At 69.9% G+C, this 25,258-nt stretch carries 21 protein-coding genes and 1 pseudogene; 9 read left to right on the forward strand and 13 right to left on the reverse strand.

Going from position 1 to position 25,258, the window contains the following annotated elements; all coding sequences use genetic code 11:
- Positions 1–205: 205 nt before the first annotated feature.
- Positions 206–988: pseudogene (nagB, locus tag Sfr03f_RS23315) on the forward strand (glucosamine-6-phosphate deaminase); the annotation flags it as partial.
- Between the two features lie 56 nt (positions 989–1,044).
- Here nagB and Sfr03f_RS23320 read toward each other — a convergent pair.
- Both Sfr03f_RS23320 and Sfr03f_RS23325 read right to left on the reverse strand, forming a co-directional pair.
- Positions 1,045–1,695 carry a GNAT family N-acetyltransferase gene (locus Sfr03f_RS23320; protein WP_245967713.1) on the reverse strand — a complete coding sequence of 217 codons (651 nt, stop codon included), beginning with the start codon at positions 1,693–1,695 and terminating at the stop codon, positions 1,045–1,047.
- Positions 1,692–2,180, reverse strand: a complete 489-nt coding sequence (locus Sfr03f_RS23325) for a GNAT family N-acetyltransferase (protein WP_108956021.1) — start codon at positions 2,178–2,180, stop codon at positions 1,692–1,694. Before Sfr03f_RS23325 ends, Sfr03f_RS23320 begins: the two co-directional genes overlap by 4 nt.
- 139 nt (positions 2,181–2,319) lie before the next feature.
- On the opposite strand from Sfr03f_RS23325, the gene Sfr03f_RS23330 reads away from it, so the two are divergent.
- On the forward strand, positions 2,320–3,054 hold the full coding sequence (locus tag Sfr03f_RS23330; RefSeq protein WP_245967714.1) for an ATP-binding protein: 735 nt from the start codon (positions 2,320–2,322) through the stop codon (positions 3,052–3,054).
- Here Sfr03f_RS23330 and Sfr03f_RS23335 read toward each other — a convergent pair.
- Positions 3,003–3,416 carry an organic hydroperoxide resistance protein gene (locus tag Sfr03f_RS23335; protein WP_108955935.1) on the reverse strand — a complete coding sequence of 138 codons (414 nt, stop codon included), beginning with the start codon at positions 3,414–3,416 and terminating at the stop codon, positions 3,003–3,005. The genes Sfr03f_RS23330 and Sfr03f_RS23335 overlap by 52 nt on opposite strands.
- A gap of 120 nt (positions 3,417–3,536) precedes the next feature.
- Here Sfr03f_RS23335 and Sfr03f_RS23340 point away from each other — a divergent pair, with 120 nt between their 5' ends.
- Positions 3,537–4,091: a MarR family winged helix-turn-helix transcriptional regulator gene (locus Sfr03f_RS23340; RefSeq protein WP_108955936.1), complete on the forward strand. Its 555-nt coding sequence runs from the start codon at positions 3,537–3,539 to the stop codon at positions 4,089–4,091.
- Positions 4,092–4,099: 8 nt separating this feature from the next.
- On the opposite strand, the gene Sfr03f_RS23345 is transcribed toward Sfr03f_RS23340, so the two are convergent.
- The 6 genes from Sfr03f_RS23345 to Sfr03f_RS23370 all read right to left on the reverse strand — a co-directional run bounded on the left by Sfr03f_RS23345 (position 4,100) and on the right by Sfr03f_RS23370 (position 14,231).
- A complete protein-coding gene (locus Sfr03f_RS23345) occupies positions 4,100–4,717 on the reverse strand; it encodes a hypothetical protein (protein ID WP_108955937.1) in 618 nt (205 codons plus the stop codon).
- Complete coding sequence (locus Sfr03f_RS23350) at positions 4,714–5,022, reverse strand: hypothetical protein (RefSeq protein ID WP_159105719.1); 309 nt, start codon at positions 5,020–5,022, stop codon at positions 4,714–4,716. The genes Sfr03f_RS23345 and Sfr03f_RS23350 overlap by 4 nt, the downstream gene beginning before the upstream one ends.
- A complete protein-coding gene (locus tag Sfr03f_RS31560; protein WP_159105720.1) occupies positions 5,019–10,013 on the reverse strand; it encodes a caspase family protein in 4,995 nt (1,664 codons plus the stop codon). Before Sfr03f_RS31560 ends, Sfr03f_RS23350 begins: the two co-directional genes overlap by 4 nt.
- Positions 10,014–10,378: 365 nt before the next feature.
- Entirely contained in the window at positions 10,379–10,870 is a 492-nt protein-coding gene (locus tag Sfr03f_RS23360) for a DUF305 domain-containing protein (RefSeq protein WP_108955940.1), read from the reverse strand.
- Between the two features lie 143 nt (positions 10,871–11,013).
- On the reverse strand, positions 11,014–12,384 hold the full coding sequence (locus Sfr03f_RS23365) for a DUF1996 domain-containing protein (protein WP_108955941.1): 1,371 nt from the start codon (positions 12,382–12,384) through the stop codon (positions 11,014–11,016).
- A 125-nt stretch (positions 12,385–12,509) separates the two neighbouring features.
- On the reverse strand, positions 12,510–14,231 hold the full coding sequence (locus Sfr03f_RS23370; protein ID WP_108955942.1) for a discoidin domain-containing protein: 1,722 nt from the start codon (positions 14,229–14,231) through the stop codon (positions 12,510–12,512).
- A 327-nt stretch (positions 14,232–14,558) separates the two neighbouring features.
- On the opposite strand from Sfr03f_RS23370, the gene Sfr03f_RS23375 reads away from it, so the two are divergent.
- Positions 14,559–15,551: a LacI family DNA-binding transcriptional regulator gene (locus tag Sfr03f_RS23375; RefSeq protein WP_108955943.1), complete on the forward strand. Its 993-nt coding sequence runs from the start codon at positions 14,559–14,561 to the stop codon at positions 15,549–15,551.
- Positions 15,552–15,562: 11 nt separating this feature from the next.
- On the opposite strand, the gene Sfr03f_RS23380 is transcribed toward Sfr03f_RS23375, so the two are convergent.
- Both Sfr03f_RS23380 and Sfr03f_RS23385 read right to left on the reverse strand, forming a co-directional pair.
- A complete protein-coding gene (locus Sfr03f_RS23380) occupies positions 15,563–15,760 on the reverse strand; it encodes a hypothetical protein (protein WP_108955944.1) in 198 nt (65 codons plus the stop codon).
- A gap of 122 nt (positions 15,761–15,882) precedes the next feature.
- Positions 15,883–17,064, reverse strand: coding sequence for an FAD-dependent oxidoreductase (locus tag Sfr03f_RS23385; RefSeq protein ID WP_108955945.1), 1,182 nt, complete (start codon positions 17,062–17,064; stop codon positions 15,883–15,885).
- Positions 17,065–17,156: 92 nt separating this feature from the next.
- Between Sfr03f_RS23385 and Sfr03f_RS23390 the strand changes: the two genes are divergently transcribed.
- On the forward strand, positions 17,157–17,795 hold the full coding sequence (locus Sfr03f_RS23390) for a TetR/AcrR family transcriptional regulator (protein WP_108955946.1): 639 nt from the start codon (positions 17,157–17,159) through the stop codon (positions 17,793–17,795).
- A gap of 212 nt (positions 17,796–18,007) precedes the next feature.
- Here the strand turns inward: Sfr03f_RS23390 and Sfr03f_RS31565 are convergent, their stop codons facing one another.
- Entirely contained in the window at positions 18,008–18,142 is a 135-nt protein-coding gene (locus tag Sfr03f_RS31565) for a hypothetical protein (RefSeq protein ID WP_281262849.1), read from the reverse strand.
- A 31-nt stretch (positions 18,143–18,173) separates the two neighbouring features.
- The gene (locus Sfr03f_RS23395; protein ID WP_108955947.1) at positions 18,174–18,833 is read right to left on the reverse strand and encodes a TetR/AcrR family transcriptional regulator; all 660 of its coding nucleotides are present in this window, start codon (positions 18,831–18,833) and stop codon (positions 18,174–18,176) included.
- 105 nt (positions 18,834–18,938) lie between these two features.
- Between Sfr03f_RS23395 and lipP1 the strand changes: the two genes are divergently transcribed.
- From lipP1 to Sfr03f_RS23415, 4 genes are all read left to right on the forward strand, one after another.
- Entirely contained in the window at positions 18,939–19,877 is a 939-nt protein-coding gene (lipP1, locus tag Sfr03f_RS23400; RefSeq protein ID WP_108955948.1) for a LipP1 family hormone-sensitive lipase, read from the forward strand.
- 138 nt (positions 19,878–20,015) lie between these two features.
- Positions 20,016–20,429, forward strand: a complete 414-nt coding sequence (locus tag Sfr03f_RS23405) for an FKBP-type peptidyl-prolyl cis-trans isomerase (RefSeq protein WP_108955949.1) — start codon at positions 20,016–20,018, stop codon at positions 20,427–20,429.
- Between the two features lie 796 nt (positions 20,430–21,225).
- On the forward strand, positions 21,226–22,749 hold the full coding sequence (locus Sfr03f_RS23410) for a gamma-glutamyltransferase (protein WP_159105721.1): 1,524 nt from the start codon (positions 21,226–21,228) through the stop codon (positions 22,747–22,749).
- Between the two features lie 153 nt (positions 22,750–22,902).
- Positions 22,903–25,158 (forward strand): hypothetical protein, encoded by a 2,256-nt coding sequence (locus tag Sfr03f_RS23415; RefSeq protein WP_108955951.1) that lies wholly within the window; start codon positions 22,903–22,905, stop codon positions 25,156–25,158.
- Positions 25,159–25,258: the final 100 nt, after the last annotated feature.

Here is a 25,258-nt window from a genome sequence, read left to right on the forward strand (position 1 = left end):
GGGGCATCACGCCGGCGATCCGGAGGCGCTTCGTCACCCGCGTCCAGCGGGCGGGAGGGGCCTCGTGCCCGCGGCGGGGGTCCCCAGCCCGCTTCCCCGGCCGGGAGAGCCGCGCACGCGGCGCCCGGCCGACGCCCCACGACGCACCACTCACCGTTCCGGGTCCGGCCGACCACCGGACCCCTCACCGATCGGCAGGACCCGCATGGAAGTCGTCATCGTTCCGGACGCGGAGACCGGCGGCCGCTTCGTCGCCGAGGGCATCGCCCGGCTGGTCGGGCTCAAGCCCGACGCGCTGCTCGGCGTGGCCACCGGCTCCACCCCGCTGCCCGTCTACCGGGCGCTCGCCGCCCTGGTGTCCGGGGGTGAGGCGGACCTCTCGCGGGTGCGGATCGCCCAGCTGGACGAGTACGTGGGGCTGCCCGCCAGGCACCCGGAATCGTACCGGTCCGTCCTGGCACGGGAGGTACTGGAGCCGCTGGGTCTGGGCCCGGAGGCGTTCCTCGGGCCGGACACCACCGCGGCCGACCTCCCTGCGGCGTGCCGGGCCTACGAGCAGGCGCTCGCGGCGGCCGGCGGGGTGGACCTGCAGCTCCTGGGCATCGGCGGCGACGGCCACATCGGCTTCAACGAGCCCTGCTCGTCGCTCGCCTCCCGCACCCGCATCAAAACGCTCACCGAGCGCACCCGCGGCGACAACGCGCGGTTCTTCGGCGGGGACGTCGAACAGGTGCCGCGCCACGTCGTCACCCAGGGCGTCGGCACGATCCTGGAGGCCCGACACGTGGTGCTGCTGGCCACCGGTGCGGGCAAGGCCGAGGCGCTGGCCGCGGCGGTCGAGGGACCGCTCGCCGCCCGCTGCCCGGCCTCGGCGCTCCAACTGCACCCGCACGTCACGGTGGTGGCCGACGAGGCGGCCGCCTCCCGGCTGGACCTGGCGGACTACTTCCGTCACGTCCTCGCCGGGAAGCCCGCCTGGCAGGCGCTCCGGCCCTTCGGCCCGTCCGACGGCGCGCACGGTTCTCGGGCGCGACCGGGTGACGGTCACGGCCGATCGGGCACCGGGTCCAGGGTGAGCATCATGTCCAGCGACAGGGACCCGTCCGCCTCCTCGAAGGCACCCACCGTCCGGAAGCCGTTCTTCTCGTAGTAGCGGACGGCGCGCGGGTTGTCGGCGCGGACGCCGCCCCACAGGATGATCCTCGTCCTCCCGAGGCGTCGGGCGACCTCCTCGACCAGCGGGAGAACGAGCGTCCCGAGGCCCCGGTCCTGGTGGTCGTCGGCCGGCGTGATGCCGAAGCGGCAGTCGGTGGTCGCGGTCAGGCGGACGCCCGCGTCCCGGTAGCGCGCGACGTCCGTCGGCGTCAGGTCGAGGCTGTGCTCGAGAAGGCCGACGATCCTGCCGGACGCGACGTCCTCGAGGACCAGCCTGAGCTTGTCGTAGCGCGCGATCGCGTCACACACCTCCCGGGCGGTCGCGAGGCCGTAGCCGTCGAACGTGCTGAACCGCCTCGATGCGGCGGACATGGCCGCGAGGAAGCCGGCCAGGCCCGCCGCGTCGGCGTGTACGAGGGGACGAAGGACGAGCTCCGCACCGTCACGGGCCCGCAAGCGGCAGGTCAGGCACAGCGGGTCCGCGGCGATGCCCGTCAGTGTGAGCACCTCGGCGGCCTCACTCCCCGCGTCGCGCGTCACGCCAGGTCCTTGCGCATCATGGTGCACATCGTCTCGTGCCGGCGCAGAGTCCCGTCGGGGGCCTGCACGTCCCACGCGTCGGGTCGGCGGTCGTAGGCACGGTAGCCAAGCCTCTCGTACAGGGCGCGAGCACGATCGTTGCCGTCCTCCACACCCAGCTCCGCCTGCCGCAGCCCTCGGTCCCTGATCCGCTGTTCCGCGGCCTCGACGAGGACCGTGCCCACGCCGCAGGACTGCAGCGCGGGGTGGACGGCGAGTTGCCACAGCGTGCCCACGCCGTCCTTGGCCCGGTAGTCGACACCGCCCTTGGCGATCGGGACGTCGGCGCGGGCGCAGACCGCCAGATAGTCCACCTCGCCGAGCCGCCTGCGTTCCAACTGCTCTCCCACCACGGCGAGATGGCGGGCGGAGCCGGCCCAACCGCACGCCGCCAGATCCGCGTGCACCAGGTCGCGTACGGTCAACCCCAAGGTCAGAGTGATCACTTGACCCACCTCCGACGAGTCAGGATCCTCCCCCGCCTCGAACCGGTGCAACGCGAATTCCGCGTGGCGCACCACCCCCTCCGGGCTGCCCCGTACTGGAAGGATGGACGGGACACGCGCAGGAAAGGGGGCGGCGTCCATGAAGGACACGCCGGAGGACGGCATCGCGGGCGAGGCCACCGCGGTGCGGGCAGGCCTCGTGGTGCTCGTCGGCCCGCCGGCCTCGGGCAAGAGCAGCTTCGTCCGGGCCCTGGTCGCACGTGGGCTCCTCGAGGAGGACGCCGTGGTGTCCAGCGACGGCATCCGCGCGGAACTGTTCGGCACGTCGCCTTCCGAAGCGCACACCGACACGGCGGACGCGCAGATCTTCCAGGTACGTGACCGACGGATCGCCGACCGGCTCGCCGACGGACGGACGGCGGTCGCCGAGTCCACGAACGTCACCCCGCAGGCGCGCACCCGCCTGATCGCCATCGCCAGGCGCTTCGACGCTCCGGTGACCGTGCTGCGCTTCGACCCCGGCCTCGATGTCCTCCTCGCGCAGCAGGCGGGGCGGGGCCGCACCGACGTGAGCGCCACCGACGTCCACACCGCCGCGGCGGTCATGGCCCGGCACGCCGGGGCCGACAGCTGCGCACCGAAGGCGCACACGCCGTTCACGACGTCCCCGGCCGCCGTCAAGGGGTCACCCCCGCCGAGGCCGCGGCGCGCTTCTCCGTCGCGAGGTGCTGGAGGAACGGCTGACGCCCCCGGCCGCGGGGGCCGGGGGCGTCGGCCGCAGGTCGACGGGGCGTCGAGGGACGGCCGCCCGCGGGAACGCGCCTACTCGATGACGAGGTCCACCGGGATGTTGCCGCGGGTGGCGTTGGAGTAGGGGCAGACCTGATGGGCCTGCTCGACGAGCTTGCGGCCGGTCTCCTCGTCCACCGACTCGGGCAGCTCGATGCGCAGCGTGACGGCCAGGGCGAAGCCGACGCCCTCCTTGCCTATCGACACCTCGCCGGTGACCGCGGCGTCCGAGACGTCGATCTTGGCCTGCCGGCCGACCGCGCCCAGCGCGCTGGCGAAACAGGCGGCGTACCCGGCCGCGAAGAGCTGCTCGGGGTTGGTCCCCTCACCGTTGCCGCCCAGCTCACGCGGCGGCGCCAGCTGGACGTCCAGCTTTCCGTCGGAGGCGACCGCGCGGCCGTCCCGGCCGTGCGTGGCGGTGGCGACTGCGGTGTAGAGCGCGTCCATGTGCGTGCCTTCCCCAGGTGTTCCCGCGGTCGGACGACCGCGGCACGACCAAGTGAAGCACACAATTCAGTTGTGCACAATCAAAATGCGTGCGGCTCGTTCTTGGCTAGGCTTGTTCCCATGAGCCACCAGGAGTCCCGCCCCACCGAAGCCGGCCGCCCCGCCGCCGGCCCCGGCGACGTCGCCCCCGGCGTCGAGGACGACTTCCTCGTCCTGGACCGCCAGATCTGCTTCTCCCTGAACGCGGCCTCGCGGGCCTTCAACGGCGTCTACCGCGTCGTACTCAAGGAGCTCGGACTCACCTACCCCCAGTACCTCGTGATGCTGGTGCTGTGGGAGCACGGCACGACGCCGGTGAAGGGCCTGGGCGAGCGTCTGCGGCTCGACTCCGGCACGCTGTCCCCCCTGCTCAAGCGCCTGGAGGCGGCGGGGCTGGTGCGCCGCGAGCGCTCGGCCGAGGACGAACGGTCGGTCCAGATCCACCTGACCCCCGACGGCGAGGCCCTGCGGGACCGGGCTCGCCGGGTGCCGCTCCGCATCGCCGCGGCCACCGGCCTCGGCCACCAGGACGCCCTCGCGCTGCGCGCCCTGCTCGACGGGCTGACCGAGGCGCTCGACGACTTCACCCGGACGGAAGCCGTCGCGGACCCTTCCCCTCCGGGGACGGTTCGCTGATCAGCCTGTCAGCACCCGGGCACCGGAGCCACGGCCAGCACCGTGCTCATCGGCAATTGCGTGATCTTCCGGTCCCGCACCGCACCGGTGAGCAGCCGCAGGGTCTTCCCGTCCGACGCCGCAAGCCGTCCGCACACCGCGCCGCTGGACGTCGTCACCCGGACGCTCGCACCGGAGGCCGGGTCCGGACCCGCGTCCCGGTACGTCGTCCAGGCCACCCCGACGGATGACGCCACGAGCAGAACCCCGGCAACGAAGCAGCCGACGGCCAGGACCAGAGCCCGCTGGGAGTCCTTCGCCTCCTGCTTCGTCCACCCCTCCAGATCCGCACCGTTGGTCACGATGTCCTCGGCGCGGCGCCCATGGCTGGCGCGCACGGCGAGCAGGGTCCCGGCCACAAGGAGCAGGAAGCCGGTGGCGATGAGGCAGCTCGCCAGGGTCACCGCCCACGAGGGCAGACCCGTGAAGGTCTCGCGCCCCTTGAGGACGAGAACTGCCGTGAGCAGCCCGGTCAGCCCGGTGAGGCCGTTGCGCCAGCCCTCCGCCTGCCTGCGGACGATGTCGAGCTGCTGAAAGGGGAGCTCGTCGGCGAGGTTCTGCCACCTGCTTTCCGGGCGCTGGGTCACGACCTGTCCACCTGCCAGTGGGCGCCGCAACCGACTTCCTTCTCGACGTCGGGACGCCCGGCGTGGCGGACACCGCACTCGCACAGCACCCTGATCGGCTTCGCGGAGCCGCCGGACGACCCGACGCCCTTCGTCGATCCGGGGATCGCCGCAGGGTAGGTCCTGGAGAAGGTGCCCATGCATCGCGGACACGGGCCGGAGAAGACCAGGCCACCGTCCCCGTCCGTGGTCAAGGGCGTCTGCTGCGGCCCCATGGGCGCGTTCTCCCAGCCGAGCCGCTTGCGGTGCCGCGGTGTGGCCATCATGTCTCCTTCGTCCGTACAGGTGCGCTCGGGATCTCCAGACCGAACATGGGTGCGTACAGCCGCAGCCGTTCCCGGACCCACTCCGTGTCGTCAGGACGGCCGATGACCCTGGCGCACCAGGCGATGCGCCCCTCGCCGACCGGACCCTCGAACGCCGGCGCCTGTCCGTCTCCGGCAAAGCTGAGGATGATGGCGTCCTCCCAGGAGGGAACACCCAGGTCGTCGTCCGGTTCGGTGAAGCACAGGGTCATGCCGAACGGGCGGTACGCGGCCAGCATCCGGTGGACGGACCGAGGAGTACGGCCGAGGCGCAGCGCGGCGCGGAGGAGCGTGAGCGGGTCGACGTCCGTGGGTGCGGCGGGCAGGCTCCCGTCCCCGTCCCGGGAGAGGATCCACAGGTCGTCCTCGGTGGGCCTGCGACCCAGCGCCTTCTCCGTGACACCGTCGAGTTCCGGAAGGTCGACGCCGAGTTCCCCGAACGGCCGCAGGGCGCTCATGGCCTCGTACAGGGTCAGGTCCTCGAGGTAGGCGAGTCGCGCGACGGACAGCGGTGTCACTTCCCGCCAATCCGTCTCCGTGAAGGCGCTGCCGAGGTCCGCGGCACCGTTGAGCGCGGTCCACAGGGCCGGGGTGACTTCGATTCGGGCCAGGGCTTCCGACGGCTGGACGGTCAGCGGCACGTCCCATCGTGCCGATACCCGGGCGGCGCGTTCGAGCGCCTCTCCCACCGTCAGTCTGTGCTGGGCTGCGAACCAGAGGAGTTTGCCCGCGTCGATCTCCCAGCTGTCCACGTAGGCGAGTCGGTCCTCCTCCCGGGTGTGCAGGGCTCCCGTGACGAGGGCCCACACGTCCGGGTCGACATCGCCGTCCTGCAGGTCTTGCAGTGCCGCCGGCGCGACGGGACAGCGCACGCCCAGTTCGTGCAGGACCTCGAACCCCTTGCGGAGTTGTTCCTTGGGACGGCGCCTGACTCTGTGCAGTGCCTCTGCCCTGACGTGCTCGCTCCCTTCGGGAAGCTCCAACCCCGCCTGGGTGGACGGGAGGTCGGCCAGCCATTCCGGAGGGCGGACACCGATGTCGCTGATCACCGGAACACCGGTCAGCTCCAAGGGTTCTTGGAGTTGCGTCACCACCTCGAGGACGTCCCCCATGGGCACTTGGGCACCGGCCGCCGCACGGGCGATGTCGAAGCCGCTCACCGTGCCGTCCTCCAGGAACCCGTGGAAGTCCATGAGCCGCTCGGCCAGGGACCTGGACGCGGGGGTGAGCGTCTCCCTCACGTCCAGGTATCCCAGCAGTCTCCGCACGTGAGCCGGAATGCCGAGACCTTCGTAGCGTTCGGCCCAGTCGCGCAGCGCCTTGGGCCCCTGCAGAGCTTCGCGCCTCGAGACCACCAGGTTGTTCCAGATCGCGTCATTGGCACGGGGCGTGTTGTCGGCCAGGTGCTCCGGCAGCGCGGGAAGTGGGCCGAAACAGCTCTCCGGAAAGTCGTCGAGCTCCGCCCAGAGCTCCCCCAGGGGGATCCTGCACCTGGCCGCCACGCCCACGAGGACGTGCCACGGCCAGGAATCGTGCTGCTTCCGGGAGAGCAATTGTCCCCTGAGCTCCTGGGTCGCGAGGATGCGCGCCAGGTCCGTGCTCATCGGAAGACCTGGCGGGACGAGCAGATCGTAGTCGCGTCCCAGCACGGTGCGCCGCCATCCCAGGACGGCCCGTTGCGTGTCCTCCACGGGGAGCCAGACGACGGCTGTCCCTCTCGCTGTCAGCTGGTAACTCGCTGTCATCCCGAAGTCCGGACGCACGGAGAGGAGGAACCAGTCGGCTGCGCTGGTCTCCGCGGCGAGCAGCCGGGCCCGCGATCCGGCACGTGGACTGAGCGCTGCCCTGAGATCGGCGTACAGACCGCCCTGGTTCGCGGCCATCATGTTGAGCGTGGTCGTGATCCACGGACGTCTGGCCTGGTCGCGGGTCTCCTGTCCCAGGACGGCGCTTCGCCACCCTTGCAGTTCGTCGGCGAACGAGAAGGCCTGCAGGACCGCAGGAAGCTCTCCGGTCGTGAGCAGGGTCGCGTCGGCCGGGCACCAGCCTATGTCGGAGAGATGGAAGACCCCGCCCTGGCCCGAAGCCCCCTCCTGAGCGGACTCGTCGTCCTGGCGCAGGCTCTCCGCCCGCAGCGGACGGTCCGAGAACACCCGGAGCAGGTCGTCCCCCAGCCGCGGCGCTTCCTGGCCGAAGCGCAGGAGCCAGGGCAGCGTGACGGTCGGCCAGGAGGCCAGTTCCGGCAGATGGGCAGTAAGGAGGGCCGTGACTTTGTTCCGGTTCCAGCTCTGCACCTCGTTGCGGCTCACGCTCAGCGTCAGGTCGCGTTGATCACGTACGTTCACCACGCAGCCGAAGGTCTGCTGCGTGGTGGCGATCCCGTCCGCGAGCAGCCGGCCGTCGCCGTCCACCCACCACAGTTCCCCCGGCGCGCCGTCGACCGGAAGGACGCTCCGTACCACGCCGTCAGGGATGCGCAGTTCCTGACTCCTCCACAGGACGTGGTGCCCGGTCGACTCGTCCTCCACCCTGGTGTCGAACTCGCTGTACCAGAGCAGGTCGCCGAGCGTACGACTCGCCGAGACGCCTCCTGTCGGCTCGTCCGCCTGGTCGTTCGACAGATACAGACGGATCAGTGTGCCACCGTTCTGCACCTTGGAGGCGTCGTCGTTGTCGTACCGGGCAGGACCGATGCGGAACAGGGTCGCCGTGCCCACGATGTGGGCCTGGAGCGGCTCCCCGGTCGTCTGGCCGTGGATGTTGGTGGGCCGGGTGACCACCGTGATCTCGTCGGCCAGCATGAAGTAGCTGAGGACTCCGATCCCGAACCGGCTGTTGAAGCGGGCCTCGATGCCGGCTTCCTGCCACTCGCCGAGTTCGTGCTGGAACGCGGAGGAGTCGGAGAGCCTGCGGCCGGCTCTGGCGAACAGGTCCTTGAGCTGCTCCGCAGTCATGCCCACCCCGTTGTCGAGGCACTCGATGACGGTACGGCCTTCCCGTTCGTACTGGGTGATGCGGATCTCGCCGTCCCAGTCGGCCCCGCCGCCCAAGGACTCGGCCCACCGGTAGCGGTACATGCGGTACCGGCAGGCGTCGAGGGCGTTCTGGTACAACTCGCGCAACGCCAGCGCCGGATCGCCGTACAACTGTTCACCCATGAGGAGGTGGGAGACCGCCCGCTGGTCGAACTGGAAGGTCAGCAACGGGAGGTTGTACGCGCCCGGAGCGGGGTGGACCGAGACATCGATCGCCCGCACGGAGCGCAACCATGCGAGGTCGGGCGGCAGACCCAGGCCGTGCAGTCGGCTGATCGCTTCACGGCACCGGGTCGCGTGTGCTTCCAAGGCCTTGTGGACCGCTCCGTGCGGGCACAGGTGCACCTGTATCTCGGCGCGGTCCTCGACCACACGACGGCTTGCGTCCTCGAGGCAGAGCAGCACCTCCTCCGGCTCCAGCGGATACATGGTTCCGATGTGTTCGCCGACGGTGTCCGACAGTTCGCGCACATCGATCGCCAGCGCGGCGCCCATCGACCATCGCGCGGCCAGATCATGGTCGTTGAGCTGCGAGGCGCCCTGGGAGGTGACCTTGAAGTGACTGGAGGTCCCTGGGTAGTCGTCCAGAGCCGTGCAGCTCGGATACGACAGGTGGTACCGGGAAAGCTGGTCGACGATGGCCTGCAGCCTTTTGCGATGGCTGGACGCCACGTCGGGCAACAGGGCGTCGGCGAGCCTCTCCGCAGTGTCCGCGAGGTGGTCCGTGCCCTCTGTTCCGGCGATGCGCAGGCCACTACTGCGGTGCACCAACCGCCAGGTGACCAGCGCCCACGCGTCCTCGTTCTCGCCCCGGGCGTGCAGTCGGCGTACCCGGTTCTCCTCCAGCGGGGAGAAGTCGTGATCCATCAGGGCGTTCTGCAGCTGGGCGGAGTCGAAGCGGGAGAAACCGGTGAACGAGTCGAAGACGGACGAGAACTCCTCGGCCAGGGCCGTGGCGAGCATGAACGGCAGACCGCACAGCAGCGCCTTCTCGAGCGCGCTGAGCGGACGCGTCCCGGCCGGAAGCCCTGCGACGGCATCCAGCACGCGCATCGGGTAGTCGTCGTCCTGCCAGGGATGCCGCAGTTGCTCGCACGCCCTGCGGTACTTCCCGGACAGGCTGCGCACCGCCGCCGTCACGCTCGCGCGCAGCGTGTCCTGCAGATCCTGCGGATCGCTGCACGGCAGATCCCACAGGCGCGCGACGGACACCGCTTGCACCCACTCCGGCACGCCGTCGGCTTCGGCGATCACGAAGTCCGGCAGCTCGCCCGCGGGGGACCACCTCGGACGCTGGTCGTGGTCTCTGAGCTGCGCCGTGACCGACGCACTGAGCTCCCGCAGCGTCCTGTGCGGTGCTTCGGGGTGCAACGCGTGGGCGAGGGCCTTGGTGAAGTGGCTGCCGTCGGCGTCGTAACCACTGGTCTCTCCCGCCGAGCAGCTGTTGGCCACCACGAGCTGGGTGGGCTCCGGTGCCCGGTAGTGGTAGGGGCGGATCGCGTTCGCACCCGAACCGTCGCGACAAGCGTCGAAGCAGGCCAGAACCAGCGCCGCAGGGCAGCCGCTCGTGTCCAGCACCTGGAAGAAGTCCCTGTCCAGGTCGATCAGCGAGCCCACGTCCATGCTGCCGTCCGACAGCGCCTTGGCGTTGGCGGGGAGCACGTAGTCCTTCCCCTCCAGGTGAAGGCCGTGGCCCGAGAAGTAGACGAGCAGGACGCCGTCGGCGGGGGCGGAACGTAACGCCTCCCGAATCGCATCCTGGACCGCGTCGCGTCTGCTCTCGTCGGGGTCCCCCAGCCCGCGCACCGTGCAGTGGTAGTCGCAGGCGTCCAGCGCCTCCCGCATGCGGCGCAGGTCTTCGCGGACGGGATCGCCGATGCTCCGCAGAGGAAGATCCGGTTCGGTCTGCTGCGGCACCCCCACCAGAAGCGCATGACGACTCCGGCCCATCCGCCCACCCCGTTGCTCGCGTCTCCCCTGACCCATCATGATGAACGGCCGGTCCGAGTCCGGGCAAGCTGATCCTTCCGATCCGCCCCTGCACCACCGTCACCGCCATGACGGTGCTCCGAGCGCACCGTCGTGGCGGGAACGCGCACTGCGGCGCCCAGAACCGGCCTGACCGACCACGACCAGCTCGGGCGTCCTCGGCCAGGTGGTCGCCGTGGTCCTCGGGCAACTGCGCCAAGGCGCCGCGGTGAGGCCGGCGGTAGGTGTGCGGAGCCAGTGGAACGTCCTGGGGGCATGATGCGCCGGCGTCGGCCCCCGCACCTGCTGCGCACCTACGGCCCCGGCATCGCCGTGGTGCCGTCCGGCGCAGGTCGCGCCGGACGCACCCTGCCCAGCCGGGTGATCCGTTCGCCGGTGTTCCTCGCGATGGTCGCGGCCAGTTCCTTCGCCATGCCGGCTCGGCCGTTGGCGCGTTCGCCTGCGCAGAGCGTCCGGGACTGGGTCCAGTGGGCCCGCAGCGCCTCGGTGAGAATCTCGTCGAACTCGTGCCCCGTCGCGGCGCGTGCCTTCTCGATGGTGGTGAGGCTGACCATGCCCGGCATGTCGTGCCCCTCGTGCGGGCGGGTGTCGGGGACGCCTGAGAGGTGCAGCAGGGCGCGCAGGCGGCGCAGGTCTTCACGCAGTGCCGATCCGGTCTCGGCCGCCAGCACCGTCAGGGCCGGGTCCGCCGTGCGTGAAGGTGCCAGGTCGGTCAGGAGCAGCGCCCGCTCGTCCATGGGGATCATCAGCTGGATCCATGCGGTGTCGGTGGCGTTGAAGGCCACCGACGGCGATGCGCCGGCCGTCGGGGAGGCACCCGCGGCTGACGGCGATGCGCCGGTGGCCGCCGGCGACGTGCCGGCTGTCGGCTGCGTGGTGCAGCCGACAGCCAGCAGTGCCGTGGCCACGGCACATGCCGTCCGCCGGGTCAGAAGGTGCCGGCGGAGTTGCACTTGGCCTTCTGGGTGATGCAGTCCTTCACGCGCTGCCCGAGAGCGGCGTCGTCCCAGGCGTTGAAGAAGTCGCCGTGGATGGACGATGCCATGCCCGAGGCCAGCCGGAAGCCTGCCGCGCTGCCGCTGGTGGGGTAGCTGACGACGAAGGAGAGGTTCGGGATGGCGACGGGGTAGGCGCCGCTGCACTTGCCGTCGTAGGCGAACGCGACGTGCGACTTGTGGTCGGGACTGTCCAGGTGCTTGCCGTCCCAGCAGTCGGGAAAGACGAGTTGGTGGGTGAGGTGGGCCTTCGGGGCGCAGACCGGCCAGTTGCCGTCGGCACTGCGGCCGGTCTCGCCGCCCTCGCCGGCGCACCAGAACTGGCCGGGTGATCCCGCGGGTGTGGGCGTCTGTGCCTTGGCATCGCCGGCGATCATGCGGAAACCCTCGGGGAAGGGCACGGTCACCGACGGGTCGGGCAACCGCGAACCGTAGTAGACGATCATGCCCTCGGCTTCGACGGCCCTGTCGCCCTCGTAGAGGGTGGGGATCCAGTACGCCGAGAGGTCCTTGGCGGGGGCGCAGGTGGTCGGCGTGCTGGCCAGCAGCGATCGGGCGGTGGAGAACGCGTCCGTGCTCCGGTTGCCGAAGAAGCTGTGCATGTGGGACGCACCGGGAAGGCCCGGCAGGACGATGGGGTCGTCCTGCTTGGAGTGGCTGTAGGTGCAGGTGGCGTTGAACTCCGGAACACGGACCGTGCCGGCGGGCACTGCGGCCGGAGACATCGCACGGAACTGCGCCAGCTGGGCGTTCCACTTGGCCTGGTCGACAGGCACCCATCCGGTCGCCGTGCCGTCCCCCTCACCGACGAAGGAGAACCAGTTGATGTTGAGGAAGTCGCCCCCGGTCGCGCCGCGCAGCACGGCGAACACGGTCTGCGACCCGGTGGGATGGGTGGCGACCTCGGTCGCCCGGGTCACCCAGCTCTGCCAGCCCCCGGTCGGGGACGTCTGCACGACGGCGAGCAGCGGACCGGTCAGGCTGCCGGTGCGTAACTCGACCGCGCCCGAGCCGGTGGCGGAAGCGATCCGGGCGGACACCGTCAGGCGGCCGGCCGCGCCGAGATCGACGTTGTCGAACCGCATCCAGTCGCCATCGGCGAGGAACGCCGCGTTCTGACCGCCACCGGTGTCCCCGGTGGCCTCCAGAACGACGCCCGACTGGGCGGCGTAGGACTCGGCCTGGACCGTGACCGTGGCGGCCTGCGCCTGCTGGGCCGAGACCGTCAGACCCAGCGCGGCGGCCAGCACGACCGCCAAGGCGCCGGCGAACAGCGTGTACAGCGATGGGGGGTATCTACGCATGTCACATCCTCACGTGCGTCGGATTCAGGGGGCCGGCTCCTTGCGAGCACGGCCGTGAGAGAGGGGGCAGGGCAGCGGACCGGAGGGATCGTGCCCTGGGTGCGCGGCGGAGGCGTCCGGGGCGACTACTGATAGACCCGCACGTAGTCGACGAGCATCTTCGAGGGGAAGGGCGTACCGGCGTCCGGCGGGCCCGGCCAGTCCCCTCCCACCGCCAGGTTGAGGATCATGTAGTGCGGGTGGTCGAAGATCCACGGTCCGCGGGTTCGTTCCACCTCGTCCTTGTCGAGGGAGAACACGGTCCGGCCGTCCAGGCTGTAGGTGATGCCCTTGCTGTTCCAGTCGGCGGCCCAGGTGTGGAAGTCGTCGGAGAAGTCGGCGTTCCCGGGCAGCGTGTACGGTGCGCCGATCCCGCCTCCCCCGTTGTAGGCCGGTGCGTGGACGGTCGAGTACGCGGTCTTCACGTCCTTGCCGAGGACCTCCACGATGTCGACCTCGCCGTTGTACGGCCACGGCCGGCCCGTGAGGAAGTCCGCGCCCATCATCCAGAAGGCGGGCCACAGGCCGTTGCCCTTGGGCACCTTGATGCGTGCCTCGACACGTCCGTAGGTGAACTGGAACGTCGCACCCGTGTTGATCCGCGCCGATGTGTACTGGCAGGTGCCGCTCCCGCTCAGCGGATCACGCGGGCACGAGGATCCGGCGGTGGTTTCCTTGCGTGCTTCCATCACGAGGTGCCCGGACCCGTCCAGGGTGGCGTTGCGGTCGGTGTAGTACTCCAGCTCGTTGTTGGGTCCGGTGCCGGGGTCCGGCCTCCACTTCGCGGCATCGGGCCTGCTGTTGGCGGCGCCGTCGAACTCGTCGCTCCACACCAGCCGGGGCGGGTTCGCGGGGTCGCTCGGCAGGGGCGGGGCCGGTACGGGGTCACCGCCGGCGCCGTACACCTGGAACTCCCACAGCGAGTAGCCGTACGGGGTGGCGCGCTCGGTGCCGTACATGCGGACATGGCGGCCGCTGCCGGAGACGAGCAGCGTCTGCTTGAACCCTGTGCCGGCCGTGGTCGAGTAGATCGGCGTCCAGTCGGTCCCGTTCGGCGAGACCTGGATCTGGAAGGACTTGGCGTAGGCGGGATCCCACTGCAGTACGACCTTGTTGATCTGCGCCGTCGCGCCGAGGTCGACGGAGATCCAACCCGGATCCGTCCACCCCGTGCCGGGACTCGTCGCCCAGCGTGAGGCCGGATCGCGGTCGAAGGCCCTGGCGGGCGAGCACTCCCAGCAGTTGGAGTCGGTCTGCGACGAAGAGGCCGCGCCCGTCCTGCCGTAGGAGAGCAGCTTGTCCGCGTCACCGCCCGGGTCGCCGGAGCCGAAGGCGCCGAACACTTGGAACTCCCACAGGGAGTACCCGTAGGCAGTGCCGCGCTGGATGCCGTACATGCGTACGTAGCGGCCCGTTCCGGCGACGGTCAGGCTCTGGGCGCCGCCGGTACCCGTGGCCGTCTCGTGGACGACGGTCCACCTGGCGGCGTCGTTCGACACCTCGATCCTGAACGCCTTGCCGTACGCGGTCTCCCAGTTGAGCGCGACACGGCTGATCCGGGCCGTGGTTCCGAGGTCGATCTGGATCCACTGGGGATCCGAGAACGCACTGGACCACCGGGTGCCGGCGTCGCCGTCGACGGCGCTGCGAGCGCTGAAGACGCCTTCCGTACTCGAGGCGGTGGCGGTCTTCCCCTGGGACAGCAGAACGTCCGCCGCCTGAGCGGCGGGAGCGGGCAGGGCCACGAAGGCGAGCAACGAGGACGCGACGGCCAGAAGCAGGCCGAAGCGACGTAAGAGTGTTTGCACGGGCGACTCCTCTGGCGGAGGTGGGCTGAGGGAGCGCTCCCTGATCGGAGAATGGAAGGGTCGGGGACGGCTGTCAAGAGCCCTGTCACCCAGGAAATACGGCGCCGGAACCGGCGCGTCGCCTCCGGGGAGCGTTTTCTCGCGGCCCTCGCGCCAGGTGGACAACACGCGCGTCGTGCAAAGGGAGTTGACGCCCTGGTCGGCTCACGTCGGTCCCCGCCTGCGGATACGCTGCTCGCATCGCCATGACGCAGAGCCGGAGGTCACCCTGATGAGACACCTCTCCCCGAGCAGTGACCCGGGTGGCGGCGCCGGGGACGGACAGGCATGAAGCGCCCCACTCTCGAAGTGGTCGCCGCCCGGGCGGGCGTGTCCAAGTCGAGCGTCTCCCGCGTCATCAACGGCGAGACGACGGTCGCCCCCCAGATCCGCGACGTCGTCATGCGAGCCGTGCACGAACTGGGTTACGTCCCCAACGGGGCGGCACGCAACCTCGTCACCCGTCGTACGGACACCCTCGCCGTGGTCGTCTCCGACCCGCCCCAGGGAGTCGTCTCCGACGACCCTCTCTTCTCCGCCGTGGTCCGTGCCGTCAGCAGGGAGCTCGAGACCGCCGGGAAACGACTGGTGCTGATGCTCGCCGAATCGGACCAGAGCCGAACGAGGGTGGAGCAGCACATCGCGGGCGGCCACGTGGACGGTGTGCTGCTCGTCGCTCTGCACGGCGCGGACCCGCTGCCCGCCGCTCTGGCCAGACAGGGCCTGCCGGTCGTCTCCTTCAACCGGACCTCCGCACCGAACGTCCCGTACGTGGCCCTGGACAATGCCGGCGGAGCAGCACTGGCCGTGCGGCACCTCCTGGAGCGCGGCCGCCGCCGTATCGCCACCATCACCGGACCGCTCGAACTCTACGAGGCCCGCGAACGTCTCGACGGTTACCGCGACACGCTACGCGACACCGGCCGGCGCTCCATCGTGGCGCTGGGAGACTTCACCCGGGCCTCCGGCGCCGCCGCCATGCGCCAGCTCCTGGAGGACGATCCCGACCTCGACGCCGTGTTCGCCGCCAACGACCTGATGGCGATCGGGGCGCTGCGCACACTCCACCAAGCGGGACGACGCGTCCCCGAAGACGTCGCCGTCGTCGGTTTTGACGACATAGAAGCGGCCTCCTACACCACCCCCGCTCTCACCTCGGTGCGCAGCCCGATGGCCGACCAGGCGACCGCCGCCGTCCACCTCCTCCTCGGCCTCATCGACGGCGGCCCCACCAGCCCGGTGATCATGCCGAACGAACTGGTGGTCCGCGAGTCGAGTTGATCTCCTGCCGGTCACTGTGCCGAACGCCTCCGCTGCAGCAACCAGGTACCCCCTGTCACCGTCCCCGTCACCGATAAGCCCACTGTCAGCGACTTCCTGAACTCCTCACGCTTGCTGCCGTCGTCCGCGACGACCACCGACAGCGCCGTGATGACGACCGTGATCACCAGCCCAATGGCCAGGTTCTTCCTCACCCGCGATTTCAGCACCTGTTCCTCCTTCTCGATGGGTGGGACGCCGCATCGTCCTCGGTACGGCGCCGCACCGGGTCGTCATCCGTTCGGGCCAAGCAATGGCCGGTCGGTACGGTCTTGCGCAACGTCGCGAGGCACTACGTCCAGCGCGTGACGGACCGTGATCCGCCTACGGCGGGCAGGGAGGGCGGCTCGTAGTCGTACAGGTATCCCTGCGCCCGTTCGAAGAACGGAAGGAGTACGCGCATCTTCGCCGAGTTGATCTGTCGCTTCACGGCGCCGGGCCTCTTGCTCTCACGGGCGTTGTGCCCGTGCTTGAGCAGCTTGTCGATGCGCGGGCGACGCGTCGCGTCGTAGGCCTTGAGCGCCGCCGGGACGGTCGGGGCGCCGCTCAGCGCCGCCGCGAGCTCCAGTGCGTCCTCGACGCACATCGAGGCTCCGTGTCCGACGCCGACGGGGTGAGCGGCGTCGCCGACCAGGACCATGCGCCCACTGTGCCACTTCTGGACCGGGCCGCAGACGTTCAGGTGGCCGGACGCGACTATCGATGTCGCGGCTCCGACGATGGCCCTCGGCATTGCCTCGGGAAACAGCTCGGTGACGCGCCGCAGCCATTGCGCGTCGTCGATGCCCCGCAGGTCGGGCTTGGCCGGATCCCCGATCTGAGCCGTCCACCACTGGGTCTCTTCGTCGATGCTGGTGTATACGAACGCGCCGTTGCGCGCGTAGGAGAGGTTCCAGACGCCGGGTTCGAGACCCGTCATGGTGGCGATCCCGGCGACCCCGTAGAGCCCCGCGTACTCCGCGCGCGGCGCGGACGAGTCGATCAGCCCGCGCACGGTCGACCAGACGCCGTCGGCACCCACGAGCAGCTCCGCGGTGTCGCGCCGGCCGGAGGCGAATTCGGCCACCACGCCGTCCGCCGACTCCGTCGCATGCACCAGGCGTTCGCCGGTGACGATCTGCGCGCCCGCGTCGAGCGCCGCGCGCCGCAGGATCGCCACCAGCCGTCCGCGCTGGAGCGAGATGCTGCGCATCGGGTCGGCTTCGCGCCGAAGACGCGGCACGTCGCCCAGGAGGTGGCCGCCCGCCGTGTAGAACCGCATCCGGTCGACGGGGAATCCGGCCGCCTGTACGTCGCGCAGGCAGCCCAGCTTCTCCAGTGCGCGCAGGCCGTTGACCGCCAGGCTGAAGTGGGCGCCGACGTCCTCGACCGGAACCTCGTACGCCTCGTAGACGGTCACGTCGTGACCGATCCGCTGCAGCGCAAGGGCGATGGCGGGTCCGGCTATCCCGCCACCGATCACAATCGTCCGCACGGTACCTCCCTGAATCCATTTTCACTGAACTTCGATTCGGTGAAAGTGTGTTCCGATACGCTGGTGTCTGTCAACAGGCGTTGGAGGACGACATGCCGCAGGCGAGCACCGCCGGTCGAAAAGCCCGGGCGGCCCAGACCCGTGCCGCGCTGCTGGACGCGGCGCGGGGGCTGTTCAACGACCGCGGCTACCTCAATACGAAGATCACCGACATCACCGCCGCGGCCGGACGCTCGACCGGCTCGTTCTACGAACACTTCGCCGGCAAGGACGAACTGCTCCAGGCGCTCCTCGCCGAGATGGAGGATGCGATCGACGAGCGCATGGTGGGCCTGGAGCACCCCCGTGACCACGACCTGACCGACCGCGGCCAGTTGCGCGACCACGTCGGTGTCGCGTGGACGGTGATGCGGCAGAACCGCCCGGTCACGCTCGCGCTGTTTCAGGCGATGGTGGCCGACGACCCCGGCACGGGCCGGGCCTGGCGTGACCTGTGCGAGCAGACCGGAACCATTCGGGAGCATCTGGAGTACTTGGTCGAGCGCGGACACCGGCTGCCTGGCGACCCCGAGTTCATCGCGACGGCGATAGGAGCGATGCTCGTCACCCTCAACTACGCTGTGGTCACGCCCCCCGGCGGCGAGGACGACCAGCGCGTCATCGACACCCTCACGGATCTGCTGTTGCACGGGCTGACCGGACCGGCGTCACGATCAGCGGACGAACGGTGAACGACCACGTGCGCGTCGATCCCGCGCCGGCCGAGGACGAGGTTTTGCTGACGCGCTCAGGCTCGACACCGCAGCCCCGTGCGTTCCGCGTCGCATGATCGTGCTTCACCGGTGCGTGCGTGCCTGACCATCGGGCACCGCTTCGGCCGGGTCGAGCTCCGACGCCGCACGCCGAACCGCCGCCGGACGGGGAAGCACCGCGTTCCGTCGGGTCAATTCCGGGTGACGTCGGTGGAGTGGACGTCCTTGTCCGGCAGGCGGCCGGTGGCCAGGAAGCCGACCGCGGCCTTGTCGGCGGAGGCGGGGCCTTCGCCGTAGACGAGTGCCCGCCGTTGCCGACCTCGCATCACGCCACGGCCCCTGCTGACCGGTCCGTGTTCAGCGATCGGCGGACCGCGAAGTTTGAGCCGCCGCCACGCGGTCTGCGATGTGGTCGATGACCACGTTGACCGCCCGGCGGTACGGGGTGGCGTCCTGGCTCACCTGCGACAGGAGCATGCCGCCTTGTATCGCGGCCAGCAGCGTGACCGCAAGCGCCGAAACGTCCTCGTCGGCTCCGAGGTCGCCGCGCTCGCGCATGCGAGCAAGCCCGGATTCGATCGCCGTCTGCCACGCGGCGAATCCCGCGGCCAGGCCGAGGCGAGCAGAGGGGTCGATGTCCGACAACTCGCTCGCGAGCGAGCCGATTTCGCACCCTCCGGCACAGTGCACCGCGTCCAGGCGGACGGCGGCGCGTTCGCACCATTCACGCAGCGCGTCGATGCTGTCCAGGTGATCGAGCAGGGGCCGCTGCTGTTCGAGCTTCACGGTGCTCTGATACTCGATCACCGCCGCCGTGAGGCCCTTCTTGTCCCCGAAGTAGTGATAGATCTGCGAGGCACTCACCTGAGCTCGGCGTTGCACGTCGGGGATGCTCGTACCGGCGACCCCCTGCTTGAACATCAGCTCGGCGGCGGCGCGCAGGATGCGGTCCCGTGTGCGACGACCGCCCTCGGTAGCCGCCGCCTTGACCCGGGTCTCGACCCTGCGCGTCTGCATGCGAGCCAGCCTACCAAGGATTGGAATTGACTTTCCAATTTTGCGACGCCTACGGTTGGAGCGTTCATTCCAAGATCGTTCCAGCACCTGTGAAAGGCGCAGCCCATGGCTCTCGACCCGCAGATCCAGACCGTGCTCGACGACTTGGCCGCAACCCCCGCGCCCGCGGCCAACACCCTCACCGTGGCGGAGAACCGCGCCGTCGGTCTTGCGTTCGCCTCGTTCGCCGGTGGCGTCGTCCCGGTTCGCGAGATTCGCGACACGGCCTTCCGCAACGGTGACCATGACGTCCCGATCCGCATCTACACACCCGGGACGGCCCCGACGGGCTCGCCCGCCCCGGTGACGGTGTTCTTCCACGGCGGCGGCTGGGTGTTCGGCGACCTCGACAGCCAGGACCACTTCGCCAGGGTGGTCGCGACGCGGTCGGGGACCGTCGTCGTCTCCGTCGGCTACCGGCTGGCGCCGGAGCACCGGTTCCCGGGCGCCGTCGAGGACGCCTACGCCGCGCTGCGGTGGGTCGAGCGGAACGCCGGCGCCTTCGGCGCGGATCCGAAGCGCATCGCCCTGTTCGGAGAGAGCGCGGGAGGCAATCTCGCCGCCGTCACCACGCAGGAAGCGAAGCGACGCGGCGGACCGACCGTCGCCTTCCAGGCCCTCGCCTATCCCGCAACCGACCGCTTCGACGACAGCGCATCGATGTACGAGAACGCCGCCGGCCCTCTGCTGACGCGCCCTTGGCTCGAGTGGTTCTGGGGCGCCTACCTGAACACCCCGGACGAGGGCGCTGACCCCCGCGTCTCTCCGCTGCGCGCGGAAGACCTTGCCGGGCTCCCGGCCACGTTCATCGTCACTGCCGAGCTCGACCCACTACGCGACCAGGGCATCCGATACGCGGACGCCCTCCGCGAGGCTGGAGTGCCGGTGACGCACCGACCGGTCGAGGGAGTGCCCCACGCATTCCTGTCCTTCACCCGCGACGTCCAGGTCTCGCGCGACGTGCTGAACGAGATCGGCGACGCCATCGGTGCGGCCTTCGCGTGATGACGGGCCGCCGATCGGGCTCCGGTGTGTTTCGGGGCCGTGCCTTCTCGGTAGCGTGACCAGCTGCGGCACGGAGTGTCCTTGTGTCCGACCGGTCCGTGCGACGACTTCCGACCGACCGATAGTGATGAGGCTGCAATGAGTGAACTGACGAAGCCCGAGGTCGCCGTTCCGGAGGTCGACGCTCCTACCGAGCTGACCGTCCGGGACCTGGTCGTCGGGGAGGGAGCCGAGGTGAAGCCGGGCACGGTGGTACGGGTCCACTATGTCGGTGTGACCTTCGAGTCCGGGAAACAGTTCGATGCCTCCTGGGACCGCGGTCAGCCGTTCAAGTTCACCCTGGGCAGTGGCAAGGTCATCAAGGGCTGGGACCGGGGGGTGAGGGGGATGAAGGTCGGCGGTCGGCGCGAGATCATCGTTCCCCCACGTCTCGGCTACGGCAATCAGTCGCCTTCGCCGTCGATCCCGGCAGGCTCGACCCTGGTCTTCGTCGTGGATCTGCTGGACTCCTATTCCCGCACGCACGGTTGGAGCAACGCGTGGAACTCCTGACGAAATGATCTCCGAGGTGGTGGGATCGCCCGCCTCCGCAGCGTCCGGAGGGTTCCGCTGCGACTCGTTGCCCGCCGAAGGTCACGAGACGACCGACTTCCTCGACTGCCTGCCCGGCGCCCCGCCGGAGCCGATCAACCCCAGATGCCCGAGTTCACCGCAGCGTAGTCAGCGCCGAACCAGCACGAGAGTCAGCACGGCGGTTCCCCAACGGGCCTCGGCAGGGCGACTCGGGCAGCGTCCCCGTGGGCGGTTTTCGGCCCCCGAAAGGGCTCTGGCGAGGAACGATCGCACCGTCATGGTTGGGACACGCACTGCTGCAGCCGAAACTATGTTGCCCCGCCACATGTGCGCCTGACCTGCGGATTCCTACGGTGTGGCGACACGTAGACGTCCCCATCCCACATCTGGAAGTGGTCACCATGGCCTCATCGGCAGCCGCGCCCGCGCCTGAGACGCCGAACAGTCTGAAGAAGATCGTCGCCGCGAGCCTCATCGGCACCACCATCGAGTGGTACGACAACTCATCCGACCAGGGCTAGGACCTGCGGTTTTGCGCTGTTCCGGTCTTCGAAGTCAGCACGGAACCAGCACGGGGTGCGCGGCGTGCTGAGTCGGCGCTGGCCGAACTGCGTCGCAGCGCGCTGAGCTACCCCTGGCGCCCTCCGGATGCGGTCACTTACTGTTACCAAATGCTGGGCCGCCCTGGGAAGTCGATGGCCCGAAGAGGAACACCCACGCAGGAACCAATCCAAGTCCCGGCGACAGGCACCCGGGCCCTGCCAGAGTGAGCTTTGTGCCCGCCAAGAACACGAAGGATCAGAAGCCTCTGAGGTACGTCGACGCCATCGACATACCCGTGCTCTTCCGTGACGTCCCCGGCGGGCGGACGAGGAGCGAGTGGCGCCGGAACGACCACGCCGCGTGGACCGGCACCAGCTTCCCCTCCAGCAACGGCTGGTACTTGCCCACCACGACGTGGCGGAACATCCTCCAGGCCGCGGTCGGTGTGGGACGTGACATCTCCCCCTGGCTCAATCGTCCGCACTACGCGATGCGCGAGATGGGGGCCCGGATCGCGCCCCTGAACGCGTATCTGGACCTCCACGAGGCTGACCGCCTACACGGCTACAACGCCGGAAGGCGGCTGACCGCGAACGTCGTACTCGAACAGGGCACCGAAGCCAGTGCCGTCGGGGCCTTCAGTTACCGGCTGGGCATGACGATGGCCGAGTGGGCCTGTCGCTCGCTGATGGGGCTCGGCGAGACATGGCACATCGAGAACAGCTGGCCCTTGGGCATCCGGGACCCTGCCGCAGGGACGAAGCCGGCCAAGGGAAAGAAGCACCCCCGGCCCGACCTGTGGGGTCAGCACCATGCCGAGGGCCGCCACTGGCTGATCGAGGCCAAAGGCGGAGACATCAAGAGTGCCCAGCTCGACCGCGGGTGGGAGCAGCTCCTCGGCGGATGCACGGTACTTCACCCCCACGGCGTGGATCACCGCGTCGTGCTCTGTGGCGCCGCCTTAAAACGCGGCGTCGGCCCCAAGAATGACCTGTTCGTCATCATCCGCCACGAGCATCACCCCGGAGCACAAGGCGGTTCCCTGACCTCTGCGAGCGGTGACGGAACGGCCCCCACTGAGGGGCAATCGGCGGAGGAACTCCTCGACGAGGACGACACCGGGGAACTCCTGCTCGATGTTGCCCGCTCACAGATCTTGACGTACCTGGCCCTGAGGGCCCTGGAAGCCTCCGCCTTCTCCCGGCTCCGTTTGGTACCAGTGGCCCGTGACCGCGGCGGGCGTCGCCCGACAGCGGGGCCGCTCACCCTCATGGAGGACGACGAGACCACCCGTGAACGACGAGCTGCCCTGCACTCGCGGGAAGCGGCCCCGAACGATGCGAGCGCCCGGACGACGGGCCTGGAAAGCTTCCTCACGGGTCGCATCCCGCACACGGAAGTCACTCTCGGCATGTCTCGACGGCTTTACGCCACCTGCGCGGCACTCTTCCGAGCCGACAGGGAAATCGCGGACAGGACGCCAGGGCTGCGCGCCGAGGACCGCGCCACGGCCGTCGAGGAGGAAGAATTGGAGGAACGGTCGGCGGCCGCGCGCCGCGAGTACCGTGAGCGCCAAGAAGACGTCAGGCCCATCCTCCAACGTCAGCTCCGCGAGGTCTTCGTCGCCTCCCACGACCAGCCCTGGGAACACCGCCTGACGGGCATCCCACGCCTTACCGTCGCCCCGGCGGCCCTCGAAGCCACCACCCCCGAGACCTACCTCGCGGTCGACGCCAGCGATCTTTTCCCCTACTGACCGATGCCGGGAAATCCGCCCGGTATGAAGTAGGGCGTACTCGGGACCACATGAAGCCGGTCGTACGCGGCGGCCTCACTCGGGCCACCGCCCATCCGTCACCCCTCCAGCCCCGAGCCATGAAGATGCATATGCTCTTGACATAATCTGCACATGTCTAGCCGTGACACCATCCAATACGCCCCTGACGTGGGACTCCTCATGATCCCCGGTGATCCGGCGAAGGACTACTCCCCAGGATTCGCGGTCTTCGACGACTCCGTCCCCGCCCTGCGCGCGTTCATTCTGGACCGGCTGCGGAAGGAGAACATCAGGCCAGCGGCGCCCAGGGCGAAGAGTGGTGCCGTCATACCCGTGCGCGTGGGTCTGATCCCCCGGCCCGACAACGACTACGACACGAGTGCTGTGTCGGTCGCCGCACCGCCCTGCGACGGCGGGTCCATCCTTGACCGACACATGGGCTACCTCTACAGCAGCGCCCTGCACGTCACGAGCGAGAGCATCCGCGAGCTCACCGAGGAGACGGGGACGCCCGTCGGCTGTCACGGATGGATAGAGCTCTACGATCTCGAGGAGGACAGCCGCTTCTACGACGACGAGGAAGACGGCGACGAAGCGAGCTGGGAACCCAGCAGCGACGAGCCGCTGTCCTGGGCGGAGCAGCAGGCGTTCGGGTACGGGGTCGGTTCGGTCCGTGTCCTGTTGCCCGAGCGTCAGACAGTGCGGGCCCTGGTGGACGACTACCTGGCCGCTCACAGGCGGCAAGCCGACCCGCGCGCGGAAAGAGAGCCGGCCGCGTCCGGTGTCGAGCGGGACCTGCGCCGGGCGCTCGCCGAACGCCTCGCCGTCCGGATGCGCACCGGTCTGAGCCACCGCGCCGCCGGCGGGGCCTGGGGCCGGGAAACCGAGCGCGAGCGTGCGCGCCGGCGCCGGGACGCCGAGGCACGGCCGCTCCTGGCCGCCTGGGAAACGTACCGGACCTCGCCGCCTGGTTTCCGTGACCTGCGCGCCGTCACCCGGTCTGTCTTCTTCCACACCCGAATCCTCGTCCTGGACGGCTCCGGCGTGGAGGTAGGGCAATACCATCATCCGGACGGCCCGCTCACCCTGATTGACGAGCGAGTGCGCGCAGAGGCACTCGACGCACTGCGCGCGCACGGGGTGGACGTGGACGCCCCCGAGGACCTGGCGTCCCTCGTTGGCTTCCCGGACGCTGTGATCGTCGCGGACGTAGGCAGGTGGTCGATCCGGCTCCCGCAGCCGGGGGTCTCGCGGGACGGACTCCCCGAGGTCGGCTGGTTCGACCCGGACTCGGGCACGCTCACCGTGTACGCCGCGTCGCTCGCCGAGCCGCTGACGGTGCTGCTGCTCCGGCACGGCGTGCGTCCCCTGCTCGTGACCTGGGGCACGCCGCACGAGGAGGTGGAACGACACAACCTCCGTGCCGCGGTCGCGCCGGCCGAGATCAGCCCCGTCAGCAGCTACAGCCGGGTGACGGCCGCCGCGCAGCGGCTGATCCCAAAGCCCCACCGCCGGTGGCTCAACGCAAAGCCCAACAACGGGGAGGCGCTCTCCGCGCGGGCCAACAGCCTGCCGCCGCCACTCATCGACGACGCAGCGGAGAACTCCTACTACCGGCGAGCTCTGGAGGCGCTCTTCGGCGCGCCCGTGAATCTGGCCGAGCGCGGACCGTGCCGGCTCTGCGGGCGATCGGCTCAGTCGGCCCGCCCGGGGCTGTTCTACTGCCACGGCTGCTGCGCCCTGGCGAGCCAAGGAGTGCTGCGGGAAACCGGAGTGGACGGCGCGTGGACGGAGGCGATCGTGTACGCCCTACGCAGGCTGGCGGAGGCCGAGTTCTCCGGGCCGCCGTCCCTCGCCCAGCTGGACCGTGTCGGAGTTCCCTTCGAGGACCACGTCCTGGTCGACGAGGTACTGCTCTGTCGTTTCCTGCTGCCGCGTCCCCACTCCGCGTTGCTGAGTGCGCGGCCGACGCGCCCGGCCCGCACCTGGACGGAGTGGCTGGCATACGCAGGGCTCCTCACAGACGGGCTCCGTACCTCGATGGGTACAGCGACCACGGCCACGGACGGTCATCCGTGCCGCTCCCTGTTCGAGCGGCACGTGGACGACTTCCTTCATCACTGGGGGGTAGCTCATGAGCCGGAGCCCTCCTATCCGCGCCATCCGGAACTCAACACGACCGGCCTACGGGCGGACTGGCGCCTGGCTGACGGCACGTTCGTCGAGGCCCTGGGCCTCATGACGAAGAAGGCGTACGCGGCCAAGGTCGCCCGCAAGCGGGAACTGGCCCGCCACCACGGACTGCGTCTCGTCACCATCACGGTCGAGGACCTGAATCGCCTGCCGGAGGTCTTCGCGGACTGGATCCCCAAGGGCTCGACCGGCTGAGGCCGAGAATCCGGTCGGTCGCCTTGGAGGAGCCCGAGGCAGCAGCACTGGTCCATGCACTCGACCGCAGCAGGGAACGACATCGCTCACCGGATGTCGT

It is taken from the genome of Streptomyces fragilis, from assembly GCF_003112515.1.
Lineage (GTDB): Bacteria > Actinomycetota > Actinomycetes > Streptomycetales > Streptomycetaceae > Streptomyces > Streptomyces fragilis.

Bases quoted from the DNA above. Each gene is read 5' to 3' on its own strand.
- lipP1 (WP_108955948.1), top strand. From the start codon at position 18,939: ATGGCTCTCGACCCGCAGATCCAGACCGTGCTCGACGACTTGGCCGCA.
- Sfr03f_RS23390 (WP_108955946.1), top strand. From the start codon at position 17,157: ATGCCGCAGGCGAGCACCGCCGGTCGAAAAGCCCGGGCGGCCCAGACC.
- Sfr03f_RS23330 (WP_245967714.1), top strand. From the start codon at position 2,320: ATGAAGGACACGCCGGAGGACGGCATCGCGGGCGAGGCCACCGCGGTG.
- Sfr03f_RS31565 (WP_281262849.1), bottom strand. From the start codon at position 18,142: ATGCGAGGTCGGCAACGGCGGGCACTCGTCTACGGCGAAGGCCCCGCC.
- Sfr03f_RS23365 (WP_108955941.1), bottom strand. From the start codon at position 12,384: ATGCGTAGATACCCCCCATCGCTGTACACGCTGTTCGCCGGCGCCTTG.
- Sfr03f_RS23405 (WP_108955949.1), top strand. From the start codon at position 20,016: ATGAGTGAACTGACGAAGCCCGAGGTCGCCGTTCCGGAGGTCGACGCT.
- Sfr03f_RS23395 (WP_108955947.1), bottom strand. From the start codon at position 18,833: ATGCAGACGCGCAGGGTCGAGACCCGGGTCAAGGCGGCGGCTACCGAG.
- Sfr03f_RS23375 (WP_108955943.1), top strand. From the start codon at position 14,559: ATGAAGCGCCCCACTCTCGAAGTGGTCGCCGCCCGGGCGGGCGTGTCC.
- Sfr03f_RS23350 (WP_159105719.1), bottom strand. From the start codon at position 5,022: ATGATGGCCACACCGCGGCACCGCAAGCGGCTCGGCTGGGAGAACGCG.
- Sfr03f_RS23415 (WP_108955951.1), top strand. From the start codon at position 22,903: ATGTCTAGCCGTGACACCATCCAATACGCCCCTGACGTGGGACTCCTC.
- Sfr03f_RS23335 (WP_108955935.1), bottom strand. From the start codon at position 3,416: ATGGACGCGCTCTACACCGCAGTCGCCACCGCCACGCACGGCCGGGAC.
- Sfr03f_RS23340 (WP_108955936.1), top strand. From the start codon at position 3,537: ATGAGCCACCAGGAGTCCCGCCCCACCGAAGCCGGCCGCCCCGCCGCC.